The sequence below is a fragment of the Caulobacter sp. P4_E5 genome, assembly GCF_056401555.1.
In genome coordinates, this window is sequence record NZ_JBFUJD010000004.1 from 14290 (window position 1) to 37960 (window position 23671).

The window sequence follows — 23671 nt, forward strand, 5'->3', positions numbered from 1 at the left end:
GATCGCCGCGCGCCTCAGGCCAGGACTGGTTTGGGGACCGCGCGGCGGATCATCAGCGAGGCGACGCCGGCCGCCAGGCCCGCGGCGCCCGCGACGATGAAGGCCTCGACGTACTGGCCTTGGCTGGCGCGGATGACGCCGGCCCCGATGGCCGCGGTGGCCGCGCCCAGTTGGTGGCCGGCGGCGATCCAGCCGAACACGATCGGGCCGTCGCGCTCGCCGAACGCCTCGGAGGCCAGCCGCACGGTCGGCGGCACGGTGGCCAGCCAATCCAGCCCATAGAACACCGCGAACGCCGACAGGCTGACCACCGAGAAGTCCGAGAAGGGCAGGTAGATCAGCGACAGGCCCCGCAGCGAATAGTAGACGAACAGCAGCTTGCGGCTGTCATAGCGGTCGGTCAGCCAGCCCGAGGCGGTGGTGCCGACCAGGTCGAACAGGCCCATCAGCGCCAGCAGGCCGGCGGCGCGCACCTCGGGCATGCCGCGATCGCCGCAGAAGGCGATCATGTGCACGCCGACCAGGCCGTTGGTGGTCAGGCCGCAGATGAAGAAGCCCAGGAACAGCAGCCAGAAGGTCCGGGTCTTGGCCGCGCGGCCCAGGGCGCCGAACGCGTAGGAGAGGGCGCTGCCGCCGCTCAGCGGGGCGGGGGCCACATAGTCGTCCGGCGCGCCGTAGGGCCTCAGGCCGACATCGGCCGGGCGCTCGGGGATCAGCAGCCACATCAGCGGGGCCAGGACCAGGCAGACGATCGAGACGGTCAGCACCACCGGCTTCCAGCCGCCGTGCTCGGCGATCACCGCCATGCCGGGCAGGAAGATCAGCGAGCCGGTCGCGGTCGAGGCGGACAACAGGCCCAGCATCACGCCGCGCCGGGCCACGAACCAGCGATTGACGATCGTCGCGCCCAGCACCATGGCGACGGCGCCGCTCGACACCCCCGTCAGCACGCCCCAGGTGGCCACATAGTGCCAGGACGCGGTCATGAAGGCCGAGAGGCCGGTGGAGATCGACATCATCACCAGGGCCAGGGCCACGGTCTTGCGCAGGCCGAACGACTGCATCAGCGCCGCCGCGAACGGCCCCGTCAGGCCGTAGAGGAAGATGCCGACGCCGGCGGCCAGCGAGATCGAGGCGCGGTCCCAGTGGAAGGCCTTCTCCAGCGGCAGGATCAGCACGCCGGGCGCGGCGCGCAGGCCGGCGGCGGCCAGCAGCGCGAAGAAGATCGCGCTGGCGACCACGAAGGCATAGTTCTGCCCGAACGGCCTCTTCTGGCTTGCTAGGGGGCTTGCTGTAGGCATGTCGTCTCTCGATATGGAAGGCGATGTAACCGATCGGTACGGGCTTGATTGGCTACATACGTACCGGTAAGTGACATCGTCAAGCGCCATGTTCGAAAATGTCTAAAAGAACCCCAGAAGAGATCCTCGCCGGGCCCTACGCGCCGGCCGCCCGCGCCGCCGATCGCATCTTCGACACGGCGCGCGAGCTGTTCTATCGCGAGGGCATCCGGGCCGTGGGCGTGGACGAGATCGTCACCCGCGCCGGCGTGACCAAGCCCAGCCTGTACCGCAGCTACAAGTCCAAGGACGAGCTGGTCGCCGCCGTGCTGCGCGAGGTCGAGACCGGCTTCTGGGACCGCTTCGAGGCGGCCGAAGCCCTGCATCCCGACGATCCCAAGGCCCAGATGGTCGCCTATTTCCAGGGCCTGGCCGATCGCTCGGGCGGCGACGACTATCGCGGCTGCAACCTCTCCAACGCCGTCGTCGAATATCCCGACCGCCAGCACGCGGGCCGCCAGGTCGCCCAAGTCCACAAGCAGCAGCTGCGCGACCGGCTGCGGGCCAAGGCCGTCGAGATGGGCGCGTCCGATCCCCAGGTCGTCGGCGACGCCATGATGCTGTTGATCGAGGGGGTCTTCACCTCCAGCCAGATGTTCGATGGCGACGACAAGCCCGCCAAGGCGGTGGTCGGGGCCGCGAAGGCGTTGATCGCCGCCTATTGTCCGGCTTGAATGGGGGCATGACCGCTCACGTCCTCGCCCACGTTCTGGACCGTCCCGCCTATTCGACCCTGACGGGCCGTCAGAGCCATCTGGCCGTGCATCACGGCGGCGCGCTGCGGATGCATCCGGACTTCGGCCTGTTCGCCGGAACAGTCGATGAAAGCCCCGAAAGCCTGACCGCGCTGGGCGAACTGGTGCGGGCCCAGGGGACCGTTGGTCTCGTCGAGCCGACCGCGCCGCCGCCCGTGCCAGGGACCGAGATCGTCTCCAGCGCGCTATGCCTGCAGATGGAGGCCATCGAGGTCGCGCCCGCTCGGAACGTGGCGTTCGACATGCTGGCGCTCGGCGATGCCGACGCGGCCGAGATGTTGGCCCTGGCCACCCTAACCAAGCCCGGTCCGTTCTTCGGCCGCACCCATCAACTCGGCGACTTTATCGGCGTACGGGTCGATGGCCAACTGGTCGCCATGGCCGGCGAGCGGATGCGGCCCGACGGCTATACCGAGGCCAGCGGCGTCTGCGTCCATCCCGACCATCGCGGCATGGGCTACGCCGCCCGCCTGCTGCGCGAGGTCACCGCCAAGATCCTGGCGCGCGGCGAGAGGGCTTTCCTGCACAGCTACGCCGACAATGCCACCGCCATCGGCCTCTACGAGTCACTGGGCTATCGCGGCCGCCGCGAGGTGGTGTTCACGATCCTGAGGCCGGCTCAGTAGGCCAGTCGCCCCTTCATCTCGCCGAACGGGATCATGACGTGCTCGCGATAGGCGGGACGATCGCGCAGGCGGGCGTACCAGGCCTCGACGTTCGGTGTCGCGGGCCGGTCGATCTCGAGTTCGTAGTAGCGGTAGAGATGCGTCCCGGCGGGGATGTCGGCCAGATTTGGCGCGTCGCCACCCAGGAATGGGCGGTCAGCCAGAACTCGATCGAGCAGGCGGAAATGGCGGGCGCAGGCGGCGATGGCGGTCTCGACGGCGGCCTTGTCGCGCTGGTCTTTCGGCGTGCGGTACCAGCCCCAGAACACGCCGGTCAGGAAGTCCCGCTGTAGAGCGGTCTGCGCCCAGTCCATCCAGCCGTCGGCTTGGGCGCGATCGGCGGGCTCGTTCGCCCACCAGGCGGGACCGCCGTGACGCGCGGCCAGATAGCGGAGGATGGCGTGCGATTCCCAGACGACCACGCCGTCGTCGTCGATGACCGGAACCCGGCCGTGCGGGTTCATCGCCAGGAAATCAGGATCGTCGAGCCCGCCGTGGTCGCCGCCGGCGGGGATATGCTGGTGGGGAAGGCCAAGCTCCCCCACCAGCCACAGCACCTTCTGGACGTTGAAGGAGGAGCGGCGACTCCAGACCTTCAGCATTCGCGGCCCTAAATCTTCGCCGACCGCGCCGCCGCGCCCTTGGCCCAGACATAGTGCCAGACCAGCAGGCCGACGCCGACGATAGCGGCCAGGATCATGCCGACGGTCTCGGACGGGGCGAACGGGACGGCCAGCGGCGAGTCCTTGTTGGTGGCCACGATCAGGCCGGCATAGGCGACGTTGAACAGGCTCTCGCCGACGATGAAGCCCGAGGCGGCCAGCACGCCCAGGCGCTCGGCGCCCTCGGCGTTGGGGCCCTTCCGGACCCACTTTTCATAAAGCCAGCCGCCGACCGCGCCGACCACCACGGGGGCGGTCACGGCGCTGGGCAGGTAGATGGCCAGGCCCACGCCCAGCGGGGGCAGGGCGTACTTGTTGGCGCTGAGCTTGCGCAGGGTCTCGTCGATCAGGACCAGGCCCAGGCCGACGATCACGCCGACGGTCAGCATGTGCAGCTCGAGTTGACCGCCGATCACGCCCTTGGCCAGGGTCGAGATCAGGGTCGCCTGCGGCGCGGGCAGCGGATTGGTCGCCACCGACTGCAGGTTGGCCGCGCCGGCGAAGCCCCAGGCGCGGTTCATCAGCTCCAGGGCCGGCGGGATGACGGCCGAGCCGGCGGCGACGCCGATCATCAGGGCCACCTGCTGCTTCCACGGCGTGGCGTCGACCAACTGGCCGGTCTTCAGGTCTTGCAGATTGTCGTTGGCGATCACGGCCACGGCCATGATCAGGGTGGTGACGTACAGGGCGAAGGCGATCATCGCGGTGTTGGCGTCCGGACCCAGGGTCGCGTGGCCGATCGCGCCGACCATGGCCGAGGCGCCCAGGATCGACAGGATGGCGATGCCGCTGACCGGGCTGTTGGACGCGCCGATCAGGCCGGCCATGTAGCCGCAGACGGCGGCGGCGAACAGGCCCGCCACGACCATGAAGGCCACGCCGGCCAGCACGAGCGGCACGGCCAGGCCCGCCAGCGGACCGCCGGCCAGGAAATCGTAGAGCAGCCAGCCGGACGGGGCCAGGACGATCAGGACGATCAGGCCGACCAGGTTGATGGGAATGTCCTGCTCGACCCGGGGGATCACGCCTTCGCCTGACTTGCGGGCGGCGCTGGCGGCCAGGGCGGCCATCAGACCGCGCCAGACGGGCACGGCCAGCTTACCCAGCGTCCAGATCGCCGAGGCGCCGATCGCGCCGGCGCCGATGAAGCGGACCTGGGTGCGCCAGACGGTTACGGCGTGGGTGGCGACGTCGCCGGTCCACGGGGCTATCGCGGTCAGGATCGGGGTGGCGATACCCCAGGCGATGATCAGGCCGACGATGAAGGCCACGCCCACCGTAATGCCCATGATGTGGCCAGCGCCGATCAGGGCCATCGAGGCCGAGGCGCCCAGGCCGGTCGCGCCGGCCCCCACCTTGAAGTAGCCGGCCACTTCGGCGGCGAAGATCTTGGCGGCGGCCAAGGCCGCGAACAGCGCTGAGGTGATCGCGCCGGCGGTCACGGCGAACAGGCCGGCCTTGCCTTCTTCCGCGCCTTCGCGCGAGCTGGAGCCGACCTTCAGCACCTCGGCGGCGGCGACGCCTTCGGGGTAGGGCAGGTCGGACTGGGTGACCAGGGCCCGGCGCAGCGGGATCGAATAGGCCACGCCCAACACGCCGCCGGCCGCGCAGACGCCGAACACCTGCCAGTAGGGGAAGTTCGCCCACCAGCCGATCATCAGCAGGCCCGGCAGCACGAAGATCACCGACGACAGGGTCCCCGCCGACGAGGCGATGGTCTGGACGATGTTGTTTTCCTGAATGGTCGAGGTCTTGAACGCCCGCAGCAGGGCCATCGAGATGACGGCGGCGGGGATCGAGGTGGCGAAGGTCAGGCCGACCTTGAGGCCCAGATAGACCTGGGCGACGGTGAAGACCAGGGTGATCAGGACGCCGAGTATGATCCCGCGAAGGGTCAATTCCGTGCGCGGCGCTTCGGTGTCGGCCATGAACATGTCCAAAAAAGTATAAAGGCGGCCGGACCTTGCACGTCCGACCGCCTCAAACTCAAGTCTCGATTTTGACGAACCTTGGCCGGCCCGGGCGTCTACTGGCGAAAGTGCGCCTTGCAGGTCCCCGCGATGTTGAGAGCTAGCTGGTAATCCTGCTCGGCCAGCGCCAGGTTGTAGGCGTCCTCACAACGGTTGGCCTTGATCAGGGCGACCGCCTTTTGGGCGCGGCGCCGTTGATCCTGGGTGACCTCCGGCTGGGGGGTGTCGGTCATGCTCTGCCGCCAGAGCTTGGCCTGGTTGCTCACGTTCTCATACCTGGCCGCTCCGGGGGATATCTCGGTGCGTTGGGGCGGAGATTGCGAGCGCGAGGACTGGGTTTGGGCCAATGCGCCGCTCGCGAAACCGGCGAGGACCAAGGCAGCGAGGGCCGAGCGTTTCAACATGACCGTTTCCATCCTGAGCCTGATAGGAAAGGAAGGGTCGCTCAACCTCAGACTGCTGTAAAGCGCAATCGCCACCGAAAGGCCGCTCCGTCCTCGGACGAAGCGGCCCCACTCGGATCTCTAGAGAACGCCCAGCATCTCCGCGACCAGCGGGTGGCGGACGATGTCGCGATCGGCCAGGCGGACCACGGCGATGTTGGAGACCGCCTCGAAGCGGTCGGCGACGTCGGCCAGGCCCGAAATGCCTGGCAACAGGTCCGACTGGTTAGGGTCGCCGGTCACGACCATGGTCGAGTGCCAGCCCAGGCGGGTCAGCAGCATCTTCAGCTGCATGTAGGTGCAGTTCTGGGCCTCGTCGATCACGACGAAGGCGTTGTTCAAAGTGCGGCCGCGCATGAAGCCAACCGGGGCGATCTCGATGGCGCCCTCGGCCATCAGGGCCCGCATGCGCTTGACCGACAGGCGGTCGGTCAGGGCGTCGTAGAGCGGCCGCAGATAGGGGGCCAGCTTGTCTTCCATGTCGCCCGGCAGGTAGCCGATCGACTCCCCGGCCTCGACGGCGGGGCGCGAGAGCACGATGCGGCTGACCGTACCGGCCTCCAGAGCCTCCACCGCCTTGGAGATGGCGATATAGGTCTTGCCCGTGCCGGCCGGACCCAGGGCCATGACCAGGTTCTTGTTGTCGATGGCTTCCATCAACTCGGCCTGGCCTGGCGATTTTGGTTTTATGGTTTTGAGATAGCTCTGGTCCCGACTATCGCCTCTCGGGCCTCCCTCATCGGACAGTGGCGACCAGCCGCCGCCGCGGTGATCGACCGGCAGACGGCGCACCTTGGCGTCGTCGTATTGGCTGGTCGTCTCGTACGCGCCTTCACGCGCCATCCGCTTCAGGGCTCGCTTGGTCATCAAAGCCTCCATTCAGGCAATAAAAAAGGACGAGCCTGTGAGGCGTCGTCCTTGGCGGTGAGCTGGATTGTAACGAAGTCGCGTGCGCGAGGCGGCTCGGGAGAGCTCCCCCCGTGAGGGGTTCCAGAGGGCGGTGCTATACGCCGAAACGCCAAGAGCGACACCTCGTCTTCGTCAGCGGGCAGGTCGACGGCGAAGGTCGCCCCCGACCGGATCACGACAGGAAAATGATTCCCGCTTGAGGAATGTTCCCTCTCGAATCGCCTGACTACAATGGCCCATCATGGTTTCCGGGTCGTTAATCTGAAAATCGCGTCCAAGAAAACGAGGCATACGGATGACTGTCTATTCCCTGGGCGCCACTGCTCCCACGCTTCCCGTCCAAGGCGAATACTGGATCGCGCCGACGGCGAGCGTGATGGGGAATGTGATCCTCAAGAAGAACGCCAGTATTTGGTGGGGCGCGGTCGCCCGTGGAGACAACGATCCGATTACGATCGGCGAGAACAGCAACGTCCAGGACGGCTCGGTTCTCCACACTGATCTTGGCGCGCCGCTGACCATCGGCGCGAACGTGACCATTGGTCACATGGTGATGCTGCACGGCTGCTCGATCGGCGACGGCTCGCTGATCGGCATCGGCGCGATCGTGCTGAACGGCGCGAAGATCGGGAAGAACTGTCTGGTGGGCGCCGGCGCCTTGATCACCGAAGGCAAGGAGATCCCGGACAATTCCATGGTCGTGGGTGCGCCGGGCAAGGTGGTGCGCGAGGTCAGCGAGCACCACACGATGATCCTGCAGGCCTCGGCCCTGCACTATGTCGAGAACTGGAAGCGCTATGTCCGCGACCTGAAGGTCGTCGAGGCCTAAGGCGGCCAGGAAGGCGGTTGGGAGCGCCGCCCGCTTGCTTGGGGGGGATGCGAGGCGGCGCTCCCGCTTCCCGCGCTGGGCACGTAGCGCGAGAAGGAAGCTCGCCGCGAGGAGGCGTCGTGTTCGCGGCGGGACGGCGCGGGCGTATCGCGCCCCGTTTCGTYCATAGGTAGTATGTATCTGGTTTCGGGTTGAGTGTGAATGGCCAACTCGCCTTCGCCGACATCTAGTTGTCGGCGCGGGCGGGCTGTCTCGAGGCGGTCGACTGGCGCCGGATGATTTCGTGCTCGAGCACGTGACCGGCGCGACGGCCGGTGGGGCCTTCGCCGGCGGCGATTTCCGCCGCCAGCAGGCCAAGCGCTTCCGCCGCCAGCTTGCGCACGGGCTGATGCACCGTGGTGAGCGGCGGCCACAGCGTCACCGCCGCCGAGGTGTCGTCGAAGCCGACGACGGTGAGTTCGCCGGGCACGTCGAGGTGACGGCGGTGGGCGACCGAGATCACCGCCGCGGCCATGTCGTCGTTGCTGGCGAAGATCGCCGTCGGCGGCGAGGCGGCGTCGAGCAGCTGCTCGGCCGCCGCCAATCCCGACGCGAAGCTGAAGTCGCCCTGGGCGATGGTCGTCCGCACGCCCTCGACCTCGCCCGCGGCGGCCTGGAACCCCGCCAGACGCTCGGCGCTGGCCGCCTGGTCGGGATTGCCGAGAATGAAGCCCAAGCGCCGATGGCCCAAACCGATGAGCTCGCGGGTCATCTCACGCGCCGCGCGCCGGTCGTCGATGCGAACGCAGATCGCGCCTTCGACGTCATAGGCGCCGACGGCGGCCATCGGCAGCCGCGCCTTGCGCAGTACGCGCAGCACCGGGGCCGCCTCGCCCAGCGGCGGCGCCAGAATGACGCCGCGGACGCCGGTGGCCAGCAGGGTCTTCAGCGCCTCGTTGTCAGGCGGATGGCCGTCTTCGCCGCCCTTGAGCAGGACCAGGCGAGCGCCCCGGGTCGAGGCTTCCTCGAACACACCCGTCAGGAAGTCGCTCATGAAGGCGGCGCTCGGGTTGGCGTAGATGACCCCGATCCTGAGTTCGGCGGAGGTGACCAGACTGCGCGCGGCGACATTGGGCGTGTAGCCGAGGGCGCGGATCGCCTGATCCACCGCCGCCCGCGTCTCGGGGTCCACGTTGCTGCGGCCATTGATCACGCGCGACACCGTCATGGCCGAGACGCCGGCCTCGGCCGCTACGTCGACCATCGTCGCGCCACGCGTTTGTCCAGTCCGTCTCGCCAATCCGATCTCCCCCGCCGCGTTCCGGCCCGAACGCTCTTAGCCCGCCGCGCGCCCGGCGCGATCTTCCTCGGAAGAGGGGCGCTTGGCCAATACCGACTTTCGCCTACCCTCAGTCGGTGGCGGCTCGCGTTTTGGCGATCATGCCTTGGGCCGCGATCGCCGCCTGAGTGCGGTTGTGGACGTTGAGCTTGCGCATCACGGCGGTCATGTGCGCCTTGACCGTGGCCTCGGCGATGCCGAGGTCGAAGGCGATCTGCTTGTTGAGCAATCCAGAGTTCACGCGCTCCAGAACCCTCAGTTGGGCCGGGGTGAGGTCGCCAAGGCTCTGGTGCGGGCTCTCGGCGATCGCGGCGTTCATCGGTCTCGTCATCTCGCCCCGGGCCTCCACGCTTTTCGTTCCTCGCCCGTGCGCCGATCTTGTCGGGACGGGCAACGTTCATGCACGAGGCCACGGTATTAGGCGGGGGGCTTAAAGTACAATAGATAATGTTAGCGCAAACATGGGGAAATTATCACCTCTCATGGTCGCGCGTGCCGAACAGGCGCCACGGCGCTGGCGCGGCCAGGCCGGGCGCCCCCTTGAGTCTCAYCGGCCCTTCGACTTTTCGTAGGCGTCCAGTCCGGCCTGATCCTCCTTCGAGACGAATTCGCAGGCCAGCAAGGTCTTGCCGGGCAGGGACGCGCTCTCCCGGGCGATGACCGAGACGGTTCCCGCCTCGGGCCGGGGCTGTTCTGCCAGCGGCAGGGCGCGGGCGTAGCCCTTGGTGGATGCGCCCATCAGGTTCGAGCGTTCGCGTTGCAGCTGATAACGCAGGGCCAGCGCCTCGGCCTGCTGGCCCTGGATCAGGACGCCGACCGAGGTGCTCGCGAACACGACCTCCTTGGTCTTGAAGCCGTCCTGGCCGAGATCGTTCGGCAGCTTGTAGACATAGGCGGTCAGCAAGGACGTGTCGGGTTTAGTGATCCTCTCGGCGGCTTCATAGAGTTCCATGGCGGACTCCATCGTATAGGCCGGCTTGCAGAGCGCGGCGTCGTAGAACGAGGCCGCCGAAGCGTCAGCCGCATGAAGCGTCGCCGAAGCGACCACGGCGGAGAAAAGCTTGGAGAGCATCGGTGTTCCTTACTGTCGGCGTCATCGAAGACGACAGCTCTAGCCTGGATCGAGCTCTGTACTAACCTGTACCCGTAAATTTCGGGGAGCCTTGCGCGCGGCGAGAACCCGGACCACTCTGCCTTAACAATGATAACCTGCGAGGGAGGGTGTCGGGGCCATGGCCAGCGAACGCTTTGACTACGTCGTGATCGGCGCCGGCTCGGCCGGCTGCGTGTTGGCCGCCCGCCTGACCGAGGACCCCAACGTCAAGGTCCTGCTGCTCGAGGCCGGCGGCAAGAACGGCTCGATCCTGGTCAGGATGCCGGCCGGCGTGGGCCAGCTGATCAAGGACAAGGGCGACTGCAACTGGGGCTTCTGGACCGAGGCCGAGCCCAACCTGGACAACCGCAAGCTCTGGTGGCCGCGCGGCAAGGGCCTGGGCGGCAGCTCGGCCATCAACGGCATGATCTACATCCGCGGCCACGCGCGCGACTACGACCAGTGGCGGCAGATGGGGCTGTCCGGCTGGTCCTATGCCGAGGTGCTGCCCTATTTCAAACGCTCGGAACACCACCACGGCGGCGGCGACGCTTATCACGGCGGCCAGGGCCCGCTGCATGTGTCGAAGGGCGAGTCCGACAGTCCGTTCTATTCGACCCTGATCGAGGCCGGCCGCCAGGCGGGCCACAAGACGACCAAGGACTTCAATGGTTTTCAGCAGGAGGGTTTCGGTCCCTACGACCTGACCATTCGTGACGGCCAGCGTTGCAGCGCGGCCATGGCCTATCTGGCTCAGGCGCTCTCCCGCCCGAACCTGACCTGCGTGACGGAGGCCCGCACGACGAGGATCCTGGTCGAGAAGGGCCGGGCCGTCGGCGTCGAATACGTGGTCGGCAAGGCCGCCGAGAAGAAGACAGCCTATGCCGACGCCGAGGTGCTGCTGAGCGCCGGCGCGGTGCAGTCGCCGCACATCCTGCAACTGTCGGGCATCGGCGCGCCTGACGACCTGAAGGCCCACGGGATCGCGGTCGTCCATGAGTCGAAAGGCGTCGGCGCCAACCTGCAGGACCACCTGGACGTCTGCGTCTCGTGGACGACCAAGAACCTCAAGACCGCCTATTCGGCCAACAAGGGCCTGAACAAGCTGGGCGTGGGCCTGTCGTACATGATCCTCGGCAAGGGGCTGGGCCGGCAGCAGTTCCTGGAAAGCGGCGCGTTCCTGAAGTCGCGGCCCGACCTCGACCGGCCCGACCTGCAGATCCATGGCGTGCTGGCGATCATGCAGGACCACGGCAAGACGGTCGTCGAGAAGGACGGCTTCACCCTGCACGTCTGCCAGCTGCGTCCCGAAAGCCGAGGTCACGTGGGCCTGCGGTCGGCTAACCCGTTCGACGATCCGGCCATCCGCGCCAACTACCTGGCCACGGACGAGGATCGCCGCGCCATCCGTGAAGGCGTGCGCATCGCCCGCGAGACCGTTGCGCAGGCCGCCTTCGACCCTTATCGCGACGCCGAATACGCGCCAGGCAAGGAGGTCCGCGGCGACGCCGAACTCGACGCCTGGATCCGCGCCAAGGCCGAGACGATCTACCACCCGGTCGGCACCTGTCGCATGGGCGTGGCCGGCGATCCGCTGGCCGTGGTCGACGACCGGCTGCGGGTGCAGGGCCTGCAAGGCCTGCGGGTGATCGACGCCTCGGTCATGCCGACCCTGGTGGGCGGCAACACCAACGCCCCGACCCTGATGATCGCCGAACGGGCGGCGGATCTCATCCTCGGCAAGGCGATGTTGGCGCCCCAAGACGTCCCGGTGTTCGAGGACGGAAGGGCAGTGGCGGCTTGAAGTCCCCCTCTCCCGGAGGGAGAGGGTTTTACGAAGGCGACCCGGCTGGATTTGCCGACCTAGGCGATCGCCCGCCCGTCCAAGGTCGCCAGCCGCAGGCGGGGCATGTCCTGGTTGGCTTCGCCCAGCGGCTTGATCTCGCGCAGGCCCAGCTCGTAGGCGGGCCGGCCCATCAAACGAGCCATCATGGCGGTCGGCTGGTAGAGGCCCAGGAAACGGTCGGTCTCGCCGCTGGCGCCTTGCAGGGGGGCGAAAAGCACCTCCATGCCGACCGACGGGACGCCGTGGGCGCGGATATCGGCGGTGGCCACGACCGGGGTGCGGCGCTTGCGGGCCACGTCCAGAGCCGATTTCAGCTCCAGGCGATGCGACAGAGCCCATAGCGACAGGGCGTCGTGGCCGCGCAGGTCGCGGGCGTGCAGGTCGGAAACGAAGCCGCCGGCCAGGCGGAACGGCAGCTTGCCGCCGTCGCGGCCGAGGATGAAGACCTGCGGCAGAAGTTCCAGGAAATCGCCCGGATTGACGTCGGTTCGGCGGGGCAGGGCGGCGTCGCCCTTCTTGTCACGCCAATAGTCTATCAACCGTTCCGTGCTTGGATGGAACATCGTCGTCCCCTGGCGGGTCCTGCGCGGCTGTTTTCGACCGCACGAGGCTTGCTGGGAGAACCGGGCCAGAGGCTTGACCGTCCCATTCTGGAGCAGATCCGGGGAGGGGCGGGCGCTTCGGCCCGATTCTTGCTTAACAGCGAGCGGAACGACCCGATGTGAAGGGAACCGCCTATGAAGGCGCCGAAATTGAACACGCGCGCTCTGCTGATCGCCCTGGGCGCGCTCTTTGGCGGCCTGCTGGTCGGCGGCGTGGCCTATGCCCAGTGCAACAACGGGTGTCCGCCGCCGCCGCCCCCGTGCTGCTCGCCGCCGCCCGCGCCGCCGAAGCCTCCAGCGCCGCCGACCGGCTGCTGCGGAGGCGGCGGTCACCACGTCAATATTCCCGGCGTCAATGTGAACATCGGCGCGACCGTGATCGTGAACGCCAATTCCAGCGCCACCGCGACCAGCAACGCCGGCTCCAGCGCGGGCTCGTCGGCCGGTGCGGGCGCCGGGGCCGGCGGCGTCGTCAACTATTACGGCGGCGGCTCGCACGGCGGCTACTATTCCGGCCCCGTGGCGAGCGGCTATATCCAGGGCCTCAACGTCGAGGGCGGCGAGGCCCGTCGTCGCCAGTCCTATGAAGCCACCCGCACCAGGACGCGCCGCGTGATCATCCGCGCCGTCTGCCTGGACGATCGCGACGTGCCGCACCCGGCTTCGCAGGTCACGCCCGATCGCGATATCGACGATCGCTATGACGGCGAGCTCTATCGCTGCATCGCCGGCAGCCGCATGCAGTACGTGATCGCCGACTACGAGGGCCAGATCGACATCTCGACCGGCGGCGCCGGCCAGACCTACATCTGCCAGAAGAACGAGTCGCTCTATCACATCCCCGGCGCGGGGGCCGTCGGCGGCCAGGGCGGCCAGGGCACGCTGACCTGCCGTCCGCAACGTCCGGCCCGCGACTGCAACGAGCGCTCGCTGCTGCGCCGCTTCGGCGCCGGCGTGAAGATCCTGACGATCATGACCATCGAGAAGTACACCGCCTACCGCGAGGAGACGGTGCAGGAGCGCCAGACCCTGTCGACCAGCTTCAGCCTGGACGGCGGCGTGGGCGGGGTCGTGTATTGAGGCAAAAGTCGTTGTCATCCCGGCCAAGCGCGGAGCGCGCCGAGCCGGGACCGCGACAGGCTCCGAGCTTTCTGCGGTCCCGGCTCTACGCTTCGCTTCGGCCGGGATGACAGGACTGGAGATACGAAAAAGGCCCCGGTTTCCGCCGGGGCCTTTCTCTTTAACTCCGCGCCCTACTTCGCCGCCGCTTCCGGCTTGACCAGCAGCAGCCACGACTTGTCGTCGCCCAGATAGGTCTTGGCCGCCTTCTGGACGTCGGCCGGGGTGACCCGGGCCAGGCCGGCCAGCACCGAGCGGGTGGCGTCCAGCAGGCGCGGATCGTTCTGGGCGTTCGACAGCGCGCCGACCCAGTATTCGTTAGTCGCACGGGCCTTCTCGATCTGGTCGATGCGGGGTTTCTTGGCCCGTTCCAGCTCGTCGTCGGTGATCGGCTTGTCGCGCAGGTCGGCGGCGATCTTGCGGATCGAGGCGATCACGCCGTCCAGCTTCTCGGGCGGCGCCTCCAGGCTAACGGCCAGATAGCCCCAGTTCTTGAAGGTGACGCTGGCGGTCGACAGGGCGTTGGGCGAGTAGGTCGCGCCCTGCTTCTCGCGCAGCTCGTCGATCAGGCGCAGCTGCATGACCTGGCCCAAGATCGAGACGTCGCGCGAGCGTTGCAGGTTCGAGAACAGGTCGTCAGTCCGCCAGACCATGAACAGCGCCGCCTGGTCGGCTCGGCCCTTGTGGGTCCGCACCACCGGTTCGGTGGACGGAGCGGGGAACGGAGCCTTCTCGGCGCCGGGCAGGGCCGGATCGCCGGGACGGGCGGGCAGGGCGCCGAAGGTGTCGGCGACGGCGGCGATGGCCTTGTCGACTGTGGTGTCGCCGACGATGACGATCTCCACCTCGCCCTTGGTCAGCGGATTGGCGACGGCGGCCTTCAGTTCGTCCAGCGACGCGCCGGCGATCTGTTCGCGCGACGGGAAGGTCCAGCGCTGGTCGCCGACGTGCATCAGCCCGCCCAGGTCACGGCTCACGACGCCGCCGGTCGTGCTCTGCAGCTGGTCGTGCAGCGTGCCGTAGCTGGTCTTGACGCGATTGAACGCCTCGGGCCGCCAGCCGGGCTCGGTGGCGAAGGCGGTCAGCACCTGCAGCTCGGTGGACAGGTCCTCGGGGCGCGTGCGGCCGTTCAGGGTGAAGGCGTCGTCCTCGACGCCCAGCTGGGCGTTCCAGATCTTGCCGGTCAGCACCCGCTCCATGTCCTGGGCGCTGATCTGCTTGAGACCCCCCTCGACGAAGGCCGTGCCGGACCACAGCGGGCTCTGCTTGTCGGACGGCATGTCGAGCAAGCCATGGCCCGTGCGGACCTTCACCAGCACCTGGTCGTCGCGGAACTTGGTCGGCTTGACCGTCAGCTTCACGCCGTTCTCGAAGCGCACGAAGACCGCGTCGAGGTCGGAAATGTCCTTCTGCTCGGCGACCTTGCCGGTCGGGCCGAAGCTGGAATAGGGCCAGGCGGTCACGCCCGGCGCGGCCGGCGGCGTCACGGGCTGGCTCTTCAGCCCGTCATATGCCTTCAGGATCGCCGGCTCGCCGCCTTCGATCGTGGTCGGGGCGGCGATGACCACCAGTGGGCCCGAGCCGGCGAAGGCCGTCTTCAGCGCCGTGTTGACGCGATCGGCCGTCAGGCCCTTCACCAGGGCGTCGAAGGCCGCGAGGTTCTGGCTGGGCGAGGTGATCACCTCGCCRTCGCCCAGGGTGTCGACCAGCTGATTGGCCAGGCCCGGCGTGCGCTGGGTGGCCTCGCCGGCCGCCGCGGCGACCAGGGCCGAGCGCATGCTGGCGATCTCGCGGTCCAGCTCGTCCTGGCGCACGCCGTACTGGACGGCGCGGCGCTGCTCGGCGTCGAGCGCGGTCATGGCCTCGAGCCAGCGACCCGGCTGGGCCGTGGCGCCGAAGGTCGTCACCCGCACCGCGCCATACTGGTCGCCCTTGAAGGCCCCGCCGGCGATGAACGGCGGCTCGGCCGAGCGGCCGATGGCCTGCAGGCGGCGGTTCAGTACCGCGAAGCCGAGGTTCTCCATCATGTCGCGCTCGTCGACGGCCTTGGTCTCCAGCAGGCCGTCGGGCTTGCGGGTCCAGGTCATCTGCACCGACCAGGGCGCGCCGGCCTCGACGATCAGCTTGGCGATGGGACCGCGCTTGGCCACCGGGCCGACGTCGGGATCCTTGCCGTTCTGGCCCTTGCCGACCCAATCGCCGAACTTGGCCTTGATCTTGGCCTCCATGGCGTCGACGTCGAAGTCGCCGACAGCGACCAGCACCGCCCGCTCGGGGCGATAATAGGCCTCGTAGAAGTCGCGGATGCGCTGGGCGGGTGCGGTCTTCAGGATCTCGGGCTTGCCGATCGGGATCCGCTTGGGCGGCAGCTGGCCTTCCATCTGGGCCGACAGGGTGGCGATGGCGACGCGATAGCCGGGGGTGTCGCGGGTGCGCTCTTCCGACAGCACCACGCCGCGCTCGCGGTCGACGGCGTCAGGGGCGATGGTCAGCTCGCCGGCGGCCTCGCGCAGCAGCATCAGCGAGGTGTCGACCGTGCCGTCGTCGGTCTTGGGCAGGTCCAGCTGGTAGATCGTCTCGTCGAAGCTGGTCTGGGCGTTGGTGTCGGCCCCGAAGGCCAGGCCGTGGCGCTCCAGGATCTTGACCATGTCGCCTTCCGGCACGTTCTTGGAGCCGTTGAAGGCCATGTGCTCCAGGAAGTGGGCCAGGCCCTGCTGGTCGTCGGCCTCCATCAGCGAGCCGGCGTCGAACCACAGACGCACCGCGGCCTGGCCAGGGGGCGTGGCGTTCTTGCGGATGGCGTAGCGCATGCCGTTGGGCAGCACGCCGAAGCGCCAAGCCGGATCGGGCGCGACGTCCGAGATCTCCTGGGCCCACTGGCCCGGCTTCAGGTCGGCGACCTTCGGTCCCGCCAGAGGCGGCGCCTCCGGAATCGCGGGCGCGGCGGCTTCCTTTCTCGGCAGGGGCAGGGACGGCGTGGGAAGGTGCGAGCAGGCGGCGACCGAAAGGCCGGCGGCGGCGACAAGCGCCAAGCGCGAAGCGCTGATCATCGAGAATCCAGGGCAGGAGAAAAATGAAGGCGGCACCTTGGCCGTCCCGCATGGCGCACGCAAGGCGCGAGAGAGGCCGGTTTTGGCCTTAATGCGGGCCGTCGAGCGCGGCTACGCCGCCGCCACGTCGCCGGTTTGCCGGCGCAGGCGCCAGAAGCGGATCGTGCGCAGGGCCGACTCGCGCGGCAGGGTGGCGTAGAGTTCGCCATAGGTCTTGGCCTTGACCATGACGTCGTCCGACGGATCAAGGATCAGCAGGGCGAAGGTCAGGAACAGTGAGCGATCGAAGTCGGCCGCCTTGCAGATCACGGCCAGGGCGTCCATCTCGCGCCGTTCCAGGATCCGGCGAGCGGTGTGGAAGTCGACCTCGGCCATGTCGGCCAGGGCCACCAGGAACAGGGTGGTCTTCTTGCCGCGCAGCATGTTGGCCAGCATCTGCGGCGAGATCTCACCCTTGCCGCGCAGGGCCTGGAGCTCGGCTTCCGCCTCGGCGTGATCGGCGGGCAGGGCGCCGTCCTGGGTGGCGACGCGCTTGCGGCCGGCGGCCAGGGCCGCTTCCAGCATGGCGGGATCGACGCCGGAATTGCGCTCCATGATCCGGTCGCGCAGACGCGCCTCGACCACGAAATACATCTCGTTCAGCAGGTCGACGGGCAGGCTCTGGCGGTCGATGACCGCCTCGTGCAGGGCCGGGTTGGCGGCGGCGCGGTCGACGACGGTCTCGTGCGCCTGGCGCGACAGCACCGCGCCCTCGTTGCGGAGCAGGACGCCCAGGGTGTCGTCGTCGCCGCGCGCCACGATGGCGTCCGACACCACGCTGGACACGCTGGGGCGCTGTGAAATGGCCCGCAGGTGATCCTGGCCCTTGGTGCGGGCGACGTGCAGCAGGTCCTCGTCGGTGAGGGCGTTCGAGCCGCGCAGGATCGGCTCGGCGACCGCGATCGACCCCGACGCCAGGGCGCTGGACAGGCCGCGCGGGGCGACCGGCGTCTCGCCCAGGCGCGTGGCCAGTTCGATCTGGACGGCTTCTTCCATGTCGCCGGCCAATTGGCTCAGCACCTGGTCGAACAGCGCCATCTCGACCGCGTTACCGCCGTCGGCCGCGAACAGCAGGTCGGTGACGCCACGCAGCAGTTCCCGGCGCTTGGCGCTGGACGGCTCGTTGGCCAGGGCGATCAGGTCGTTGAGGCGCGACTGCATCTACTGGTCGCTGTCCTTTTTACTCTTGCCCGACGCGCCCTGGGCCGGCCAGTCGCCGTCGTCGCGCGGCTTGTCCTCGTCCTCGGGCTCGGCGGGCGGCGGGGCGATCAGGACCATGCGCGGCGGACCGGCGGCCGGGATGGCGTCGGGGGTCATGCCGAACTGGCGACCGACGGAATAGGTGCGCGCCCCGATCTGGCCGGGCCGCAGCCCGCTTTGCTGCGGCGGCGGCTGAACCGGCGCGGCGTAGGCGGCGGGGAGCGGCGCCAGACTCGCAGGTGAGGGAGCGGCGGGGGCGTCGTAGATGCTTTGCGGCAGATCGCGGGTCGGCGGCGCGTAGGCGGGAACCTGGGGCTGATAGGCCGCCCGGACCGGCTGTTGCGGCTGGGGTTGCGGCGCGGGCTGCGATGCGCCGCGCGCCCACCAGGGCTGAACTTGCGAGGCGGCCTCGGCGGTGGGCGCGACGATCTCGCGTTTGCCGCTCCAGCCCAGGGCGCGGCCGGAATAGGCTTGGCCGGTATAGCCGGGAGCCCTGCCGTTCACGGCGGCGGGCGCGCGATCCGGAGCCGGGCCATAGCGGCTCTCGCGCGAGCCGTCCGCATGCGCGGCGGTCGCGCAAGCCAGGGCGGCGATAAGGGCGATGCAGCGCATGGGGCCGATCCGGACGGAGTCTTTAAGTCTCCTGTCGTAGACTCAGCGGCTTAATCTTGGCCTAACGACCGCGCCAAGAGTCCAGAAGTCGACGTTCCAGCTGCTCCATCGCGGTGTGCAGGACGACGCCCAGCACGGCCAGGGTCAGAAGCGCGGCGAACACCTTGGCCGTCTGCAGGCGGTTGTAGGCCTCCAGAATCCGCCACGCCAGGCCCTGGGCCCCGCCCGAACCGGCCACGAACTCGGCCACCACGGCGCCGATCACGGCCAGGCCGGCGGCGACCTTGTGCCCTTCCAGCAGGGCGGGAACGGCCGACGGCAGCCGCAGGCGAATGAGGCGCTGCAGCGGGCTGGCGCCATAGAGGTCGAACAGGCGCGCGAGGTCGGGATCGACCGCCTTCAGGCCGGTCAGGGCGCCGGAGAAGATCGGGAAGAAGGCGACGACAGCGGCCAGGCCGATCACCGCCCGTTCGGGATGGTCGATGCCGGCCCAGATGGTCACCAGCGGAGCGATGGCGACCAGGGGCGTGACCTGCAAGGTCACCGCGATCGGCCGGACGGCGTCCTCCAGCAGGCCGTTCAGGCTGACCGTCAGGGCCAGGGCGCAGGCCACGAGGCTGGCGATGACCAGGGCCAGCAGAGCGGTGGACAGGGTCGCCCAGGCCGAGGCCAGCAGCAGCGGCCAGGACTGCAGAAACGCCGCCCAGATCGCACTGGGCGTGGGCAGCAGATAGGATGGAACCGCCAGGACTCGGCAGGCGATCTCCCAACCGCCCAGCAGGGCGGCGATCAGGATCAAAGGCGCCAGGACGCGTTTCACGCGGCGCGCTCCGTCGCCCGCGCCAGCAGGGCCGAGACCGCCTCGGCGGCGGCGCGGAAGGCTTCGGTGGTGCGAAAGCCCGGCGGGYGGACGACCGGGCCGTCGATCATGATCTCGCCAGCGATCCGGCCAGGCCCCGGGGTCATGACCAAGACACGGCGGGCCATGTAGACCGCCTCCTCGACATTGTGGGTCACGAACACGACGGCCGGCGTCAATTCGGCCGCCAAGGCCAAGACGTCATCGGCCAAGGCCCGGCGGGTGATCTCGTCCAGGGCGGCGAACGGCTCGTCCAGCAGCAGCAGGCGCGGGCGGGTGACCAGGGCCCGAGCGAGCGAAGCGCGCATGGCCATGCCGCCGGACAGCTGGGCGGGACGGGCCGCCAAAGCTTGGCCCAGGCCCACCTTGTCCAACGCCGCGTCGGCGGCGGCGCGGGCTTCGGCCTTCGCGGCGCCGGCCAATTCCAGTGGTAGGGCGACGTTGTCGCGCGCCGACAACCAGGGGGCCAAGGTGGGCGCCTGGAAGACCACCGAGGTCTCGCCCCGGCCGGCCGCGCGGGTCACCTGTCCGCGCGTCGGAGCCTCGAGGCCCGCCAGCAAACGCAAGGCGGTGGACTTGCCGCAACCCGAGGGGCCGACCAGGGCGACGATCTCGCCGGGCGCCAGGGCCAGGTCGACGGGCCCCAAGGCGCGACCCCTGGCGTAGTCGACCTCGACGCCGGAGAGGCTGGCGATCGTGGAGGTCATTGGCCCTTGGGCAGGAACTGCAGCGTGTAGGCCTTCTTGTAGTCCATGTCCTTGGGATAGACGCCCTGCTCGGACGCCACCTTGAAGAACTCGGCCCAGCGGGCGTCGGTCATCAGGCCGATGTCGGTCTTGTCGGCCTCGGCGCTGACGATGCCGTACGAGCGCATCTTGTCGCGGGCCTGGTCCAGGACGTCCTGGGTCATTTCCGAATTGTCCTTCAGGATCGCCGCGTCACCCGGCTTGGGATCGCCGTAGAGGTAGGATTTCCAGCCGGCCGCCGTGGCCTCGACGAAGGCTTGCACCGCCGCCGGGTTCTTGGCGATCAGGCTGTCGGGGACCAGGGCCATCGAGGCGTAGGCGGGATAGCCGCTGTCGGCCAGCAGGAACACCGCCGGCTTGAGCTTGCCTTCCTTCTCGATCAGGTACGGCTCGCTGGTGGCGTAGCCCTGCTGGATCACGCGCTTGTCGGCCAGGAACGGGGCGCTGGAATAGTTGTACTTGCGCACCTGGTCGTCGCTGAACTGGTACTTGGCCTTCAGCCACACCCAGAAGGCGGTGATCGAGGCGTCCGACAGCAGGATCGGCCGGCCCTTCATGTCGGCGATGCCGTTGATGCCCTGGCCGGGGTGGGCGATCAGGACCTGCGGGTCCTTCTGCATGAACGCCGCCACGGCCTTCACCGGGGCGTTCTCCTTGGCCAGGTTCATGACGATGAAGCTGTTGGAGCCGACGCCGACGTCGACCGCGCCGGTGGCCAGCAGCTGAGGCACGTTCACGGCCGGGCCGCCCTGGATCAGGGTCACGTCCAGGCCGCGCTTCCTGTACTCGCCGGTCGCCAGGGCCTGATAGTAACCGCCCAGCTCCGCCTCGGCCCGCCAGTCGGTGGCCAGTTTCAGCTTGGTCTCGCCGGCGGGAGCGGCGTCTTTGTGGGCGGGCGAACAGGCGGCGATCAAGGCCGTCAGGCCCAGGGCGGCTCCCATGGTGACAAAGGCGCGGCGACGCATGGATTTGGCTCCCCTCGATTTGGGGCCAAGTTAGGGGCGACGGGGGCGACTTCCAAGCGGGAACGGGGCGCAATCCAATACTCCGATCTCCCCGGCGAAAGCCGGGGCCCAGATGGAGGAATGCTGGGGTGGGCTCCAAAGGCGCGGCGTTGATCCCGTCAGCCCAAGCGCCATGGGATCTGGGTCCCGGCCTTCGCCGGGAAGGTCGGATTCTCTGAACCCCTAAACCTCGAGCGTCACCTTGTGCCGCAGCCAGCGCTCGACCTTGGCGTAGAGCACCTCGCGTTGGATAGGCTTGGCGATGTGATCGACCATGCCGGCGGCATAGCAGCGCTCGACCTGGCGGGGCAGGGCGTCGGCGCTCATGGCGATGATCGGCACGTCGCCGGCCGGCGTTCGCAGGGCCTTGATCGCGCGGGTCGCCTGCAGCCCGTCCATCTGCGGCATGTGGATGTCCATCAGGATCATGTCGTAGTGGCCGTTCGTGGCGCGCTCGACGGCTTCCTTGCCGTTCTCGGCCAGGTCGACTTCACAGCCGGCCTGGGTCAACAGAGCCGCGCCGATCTCGAGATTGATCGCGTGGTCGTCGACGATCAGGATCCTGGCCGCGCCGGGCCTGGAAATCTTCGGGAGCTCGGGCGCGGCGATCGGCTCGACGGTCGGCGCCGACAGTTCGATCCAGAAGCACGAGCCCCGCCCGGCGACGCTATCGACGCCGATCTTGCCATCCATCACCTCGACCAAGGCTCGGCAGATCGCCAGGCCAAGGCCCGCGCCGCCGTGCAGGCGGCTCATCGAGCTGTCAGTCTGGGAGAAGCGCTGGAACAGCAGGGCCTGCTTGTCCAGGTCGATGCCGACGCCGGTGTCGATGACTTCGAAGCGCAGGCGGTCTTCCAGATCGCCCGGTTCGACGATCAGGCGCGCGTCGATCCGGCCTTCGTCGGTGAACTTCACGGCGTTGTTCAGCAGGTTGATCAGCACTTGGCGCAGGCGGTCGGCATCCAGGTCGTGCAGGGCCTCGACCGGGTCGATGATCGTCAGGTCCAGGGTGAGGCCCTTGGCGCGGGCCTCGGGCGCCATGATCGCCACGGTGTCTCGCAGCAGGGCCGCGGCGGAGGTCGGCTGGGTCAGAAGCTCGATCTGGCCCGCCTCGACGCGGGAGAAATCGAGGATGTCGTTGACCACGGTCAGCAAGGCCGCCCCGGCGCTGTCGATCAGATTGACCTGCCGGCGGACTTCGGGCGGCAGATCCTGGCGCGTGGCCAGCAGTTGGGTGAAGCCCAGCACGCTGTTCAGCGGGGTGCGGATCTCGTGGCTCATGGTGGCCAGGAACTCGGTCTTGGCTTCGGTCGCGGCGAGCGCGCGGCCGCGGGCGGCGCGGGTCAGCAGCTCACGGCGCAGCAACAGGCGCTTGAGGCGATCCTGTTGCGCCAGGGCCAGACCCGCGGCCAGGCAAGTATAGAACAGCACCGCCATGAACACCTGGATGGTCCGGGCCTGGGCGACCGGGCCAAGGATGGCGTTGAACCTGGGCGAGGCGCCGGACATGGCGATCGGCAGGGTGATCAGGGCCACGATCAGCGAGGCCATCGCCGCGCCGCGCGCGCCCAGGCGGTAGGCGGTGGCCAAGGCGATCGGGAAGATCAGGAACGGCGGGGCGCCCGAGGCCGGGTGGGCGCACAGCAGGGTGACGGCGGCGACTGCGAACAGCAGCAGCAACTGCTCGCGCCAAGGCCGGTAAAACGAGCGGCGGTGCTCGGCGTCGATCAGCACCAGGGTCGCGGGCAGCGCCACGGCCAGCCCAAGGGCGCAGCGCAGAAACCAGTCGGTCAGCGCCTGCAGGAACGGTTCGGAGAACACCGTCGCCAGGATCGCCGCGCACAGCAGGGCGCCGAGCGCCGCGACCGGCGTCGTGACGGCCGGCAGGAGCGCTAGCGACCGCATGGAGCGGATCCGCGGCGCGCCGCGCCAGAAACGAAGGCAGATCCCCCAGATGGCGAAGGCTTCGCCGGTGTCGATCGCCGTGTACAGCAGGGCGCGGGCGGGGCTGTCGCCGACTAGCAGGTCGATGGCCAGGTGGAAGACGACGAACACGATCGTGAGCGACACGCGGCGCGAACCGCCCAGCGTGATCAGGCCCGCCGCCAGCAAGGCGTTGGCGGGCCAGAAGGCGGCGACGCCCAGGACGGTGCGCGTCAGGTACTCGCTGAACGCCAGGCTGACGACGACGGCGGCGGCCAGACCGAGTAAGGGGGCGGTCTGCCGTCTCCGTTCCTGCTCGGCCAGCCTGTGCGGCATACCCGTTTCGCCCCCCCGTTCAGTCCGCGCTTCGACACGGTGATCAGGCGTCGGACGGCCGAGCGGTTCGGGAGCCACGCCAAGACTTGCGCCGTCCACGCGCGGCTTCGGCTGCGAGCGACGACGTCACCATGAATACGCTCGCCCGCGCGCCAGTTGCCCGGTTATCACCCGATGTGTCGTTTCGCCGCAGGACGCCTGCGCCACGCGCCGCTCCTTAAGCGATTGTATTTCCAACGCGCTTACGCTCTCACCCGGCTGACAATGCATGGCCCCGTCTACAATTCAAGAGGGCGCCGGCGCTTGGGTTGTAGCGATTGGAGCCAGGGCGGCGTGAGATCGGCCGGTGGT

21 protein-coding genes are annotated in these 23671 nt (G+C 68.7%); 5 read left to right on the forward strand and 16 right to left on the reverse strand.

What is annotated here, in order from left to right:
* Window positions 1–14: 14 nt before the first annotated feature.
* Window positions 15–1301 carry an MFS transporter gene (locus AC1DSO_RS01900; protein ID WP_477067222.1) on the reverse strand — a complete coding sequence of 429 codons (1287 nt, stop codon included), beginning with the start codon at window positions 1299–1301 and terminating at the stop codon, window positions 15–17.
* Window positions 1302–1399: 98 nt separating this feature from the next.
* Here AC1DSO_RS01900 and AC1DSO_RS01905 point away from each other — a divergent pair, with 98 nt between their 5' ends.
* Together AC1DSO_RS01905 and AC1DSO_RS01910 are read left to right on the forward strand one after the other, a co-directional pair.
* Window positions 1400–2014, forward strand: coding sequence for a TetR/AcrR family transcriptional regulator (locus AC1DSO_RS01905; RefSeq protein ID WP_477067223.1), 615 nt, complete (start codon window positions 1400–1402; stop codon window positions 2012–2014).
* An 8-nt stretch (window positions 2015–2022) separates the two neighbouring features.
* Entirely contained in the window at window positions 2023–2721 is a 699-nt protein-coding gene (locus AC1DSO_RS01910; protein WP_477067224.1) for a GNAT family N-acetyltransferase, read from the forward strand.
* Here AC1DSO_RS01910 and AC1DSO_RS01915 read toward each other — a convergent pair.
* The 4 genes from AC1DSO_RS01915 to AC1DSO_RS01930 form a co-directional block, all read right to left on the reverse strand.
* The gene (locus AC1DSO_RS01915; protein WP_477067225.1) at window positions 2715–3362 is read right to left on the reverse strand and encodes a glutathione S-transferase family protein; all 648 of its coding nucleotides are present in this window, start codon (window positions 3360–3362) and stop codon (window positions 2715–2717) included. The genes AC1DSO_RS01910 and AC1DSO_RS01915 overlap by 7 nt on opposite strands.
* Before the next feature lie 8 nt (window positions 3363–3370).
* Window positions 3371–5356: an OPT family oligopeptide transporter gene (locus AC1DSO_RS01920; RefSeq protein WP_477067226.1), complete on the reverse strand. Its 1986-nt coding sequence runs from the start codon at window positions 5354–5356 to the stop codon at window positions 3371–3373.
* A gap of 92 nt (window positions 5357–5448) precedes the next feature.
* Complete coding sequence (locus tag AC1DSO_RS01925) at window positions 5449–5625, reverse strand: hypothetical protein (protein WP_477067227.1); 177 nt, start codon at window positions 5623–5625, stop codon at window positions 5449–5451.
* Window positions 5626–5916: 291 nt separating this feature from the next.
* The gene (locus AC1DSO_RS01930) at window positions 5917–6714 is read right to left on the reverse strand and encodes a PhoH family protein (protein WP_477067228.1); all 798 of its coding nucleotides are present in this window, start codon (window positions 6712–6714) and stop codon (window positions 5917–5919) included.
* Window positions 6715–7039: 325 nt separating this feature from the next.
* Between AC1DSO_RS01930 and AC1DSO_RS01935 the strand changes: the two genes are divergently transcribed.
* Window positions 7040–7573: a gamma carbonic anhydrase family protein gene (locus AC1DSO_RS01935; RefSeq protein ID WP_477067229.1), complete on the forward strand. Its 534-nt coding sequence runs from the start codon at window positions 7040–7042 to the stop codon at window positions 7571–7573.
* A gap of 226 nt (window positions 7574–7799) precedes the next feature.
* Here the strand turns inward: AC1DSO_RS01935 and AC1DSO_RS01940 are convergent, their stop codons facing one another.
* From AC1DSO_RS01940 to AC1DSO_RS01950, 3 genes are all read right to left on the reverse strand, one after another.
* Window positions 7800–8816 carry a LacI family DNA-binding transcriptional regulator gene (locus tag AC1DSO_RS01940; protein WP_477067230.1) on the reverse strand — a complete coding sequence of 339 codons (1017 nt, stop codon included), beginning with the start codon at window positions 8814–8816 and terminating at the stop codon, window positions 7800–7802.
* Window positions 8817–8961: 145 nt separating this feature from the next.
* Complete coding sequence (locus AC1DSO_RS01945) at window positions 8962–9222, reverse strand: helix-turn-helix domain-containing protein (protein WP_477067231.1); 261 nt, start codon at window positions 9220–9222, stop codon at window positions 8962–8964.
* Window positions 9223–9438: 216 nt separating this feature from the next.
* Window positions 9439–9963 (reverse strand): hypothetical protein, encoded by a 525-nt coding sequence (locus tag AC1DSO_RS01950; RefSeq protein WP_477067232.1) that lies wholly within the window; start codon window positions 9961–9963, stop codon window positions 9439–9441.
* A 160-nt stretch (window positions 9964–10123) separates the two neighbouring features.
* On the opposite strand from AC1DSO_RS01950, the gene AC1DSO_RS01955 reads away from it, so the two are divergent.
* Complete coding sequence (locus AC1DSO_RS01955; RefSeq protein ID WP_477067233.1) at window positions 10124–11788, forward strand: choline dehydrogenase; 1665 nt, start codon at window positions 10124–10126, stop codon at window positions 11786–11788.
* A gap of 59 nt (window positions 11789–11847) precedes the next feature.
* On the opposite strand, the gene AC1DSO_RS01960 is transcribed toward AC1DSO_RS01955, so the two are convergent.
* Window positions 11848–12393: a PAS domain-containing protein gene (locus AC1DSO_RS01960; protein ID WP_477067234.1), complete on the reverse strand. Its 546-nt coding sequence runs from the start codon at window positions 12391–12393 to the stop codon at window positions 11848–11850.
* A gap of 174 nt (window positions 12394–12567) precedes the next feature.
* On the opposite strand from AC1DSO_RS01960, the gene AC1DSO_RS01965 reads away from it, so the two are divergent.
* Window positions 12568–13512, forward strand: a complete 945-nt coding sequence (locus AC1DSO_RS01965) for a hypothetical protein (RefSeq protein WP_477067235.1) — start codon at window positions 12568–12570, stop codon at window positions 13510–13512.
* 173 nt (window positions 13513–13685) lie between these two features.
* Here the strand turns inward: AC1DSO_RS01965 and AC1DSO_RS01970 are convergent, their stop codons facing one another.
* The 7 genes from AC1DSO_RS01970 to AC1DSO_RS02000 all read right to left on the reverse strand — a co-directional run bounded on the left by AC1DSO_RS01970 (window position 13686) and on the right by AC1DSO_RS02000 (window position 23320).
* Window positions 13686–16601 carry a M16 family metallopeptidase gene (locus AC1DSO_RS01970; RefSeq protein WP_477067236.1) on the reverse strand — a complete coding sequence of 972 codons (2916 nt, stop codon included), beginning with the start codon at window positions 16599–16601 and terminating at the stop codon, window positions 13686–13688.
* Between the two features lie 111 nt (window positions 16602–16712).
* Entirely contained in the window at window positions 16713–17801 is a 1089-nt protein-coding gene (locus tag AC1DSO_RS01975) for a DUF2336 domain-containing protein (protein ID WP_477067237.1), read from the reverse strand.
* The gene (locus tag AC1DSO_RS01980) at window positions 17802–18452 is read right to left on the reverse strand and encodes a hypothetical protein (RefSeq protein WP_477067238.1); all 651 of its coding nucleotides are present in this window, start codon (window positions 18450–18452) and stop codon (window positions 17802–17804) included. It lies immediately after the preceding gene.
* A 61-nt stretch (window positions 18453–18513) separates the two neighbouring features.
* Window positions 18514–19272 carry an ABC transporter permease gene (locus AC1DSO_RS01985; protein ID WP_477067239.1) on the reverse strand — a complete coding sequence of 253 codons (759 nt, stop codon included), beginning with the start codon at window positions 19270–19272 and terminating at the stop codon, window positions 18514–18516.
* Window positions 19269–20018 carry an ABC transporter ATP-binding protein gene (locus AC1DSO_RS01990; RefSeq protein ID WP_477067240.1) on the reverse strand — a complete coding sequence of 250 codons (750 nt, stop codon included), beginning with the start codon at window positions 20016–20018 and terminating at the stop codon, window positions 19269–19271. The genes AC1DSO_RS01985 and AC1DSO_RS01990 overlap by 4 nt, the downstream gene beginning before the upstream one ends.
* Window positions 20015–21022 carry an ABC transporter substrate-binding protein gene (locus tag AC1DSO_RS01995; RefSeq protein ID WP_477067241.1) on the reverse strand — a complete coding sequence of 336 codons (1008 nt, stop codon included), beginning with the start codon at window positions 21020–21022 and terminating at the stop codon, window positions 20015–20017. Before AC1DSO_RS01995 ends, AC1DSO_RS01990 begins: the two co-directional genes overlap by 4 nt.
* A 222-nt stretch (window positions 21023–21244) precedes the next feature.
* Window positions 21245–23320, reverse strand: a complete 2076-nt coding sequence (locus tag AC1DSO_RS02000; RefSeq protein ID WP_477067242.1) for an MASE1 domain-containing protein — start codon at window positions 23318–23320, stop codon at window positions 21245–21247.
* Between the last annotated feature and the right edge of the window lie 351 nt (window positions 23321–23671).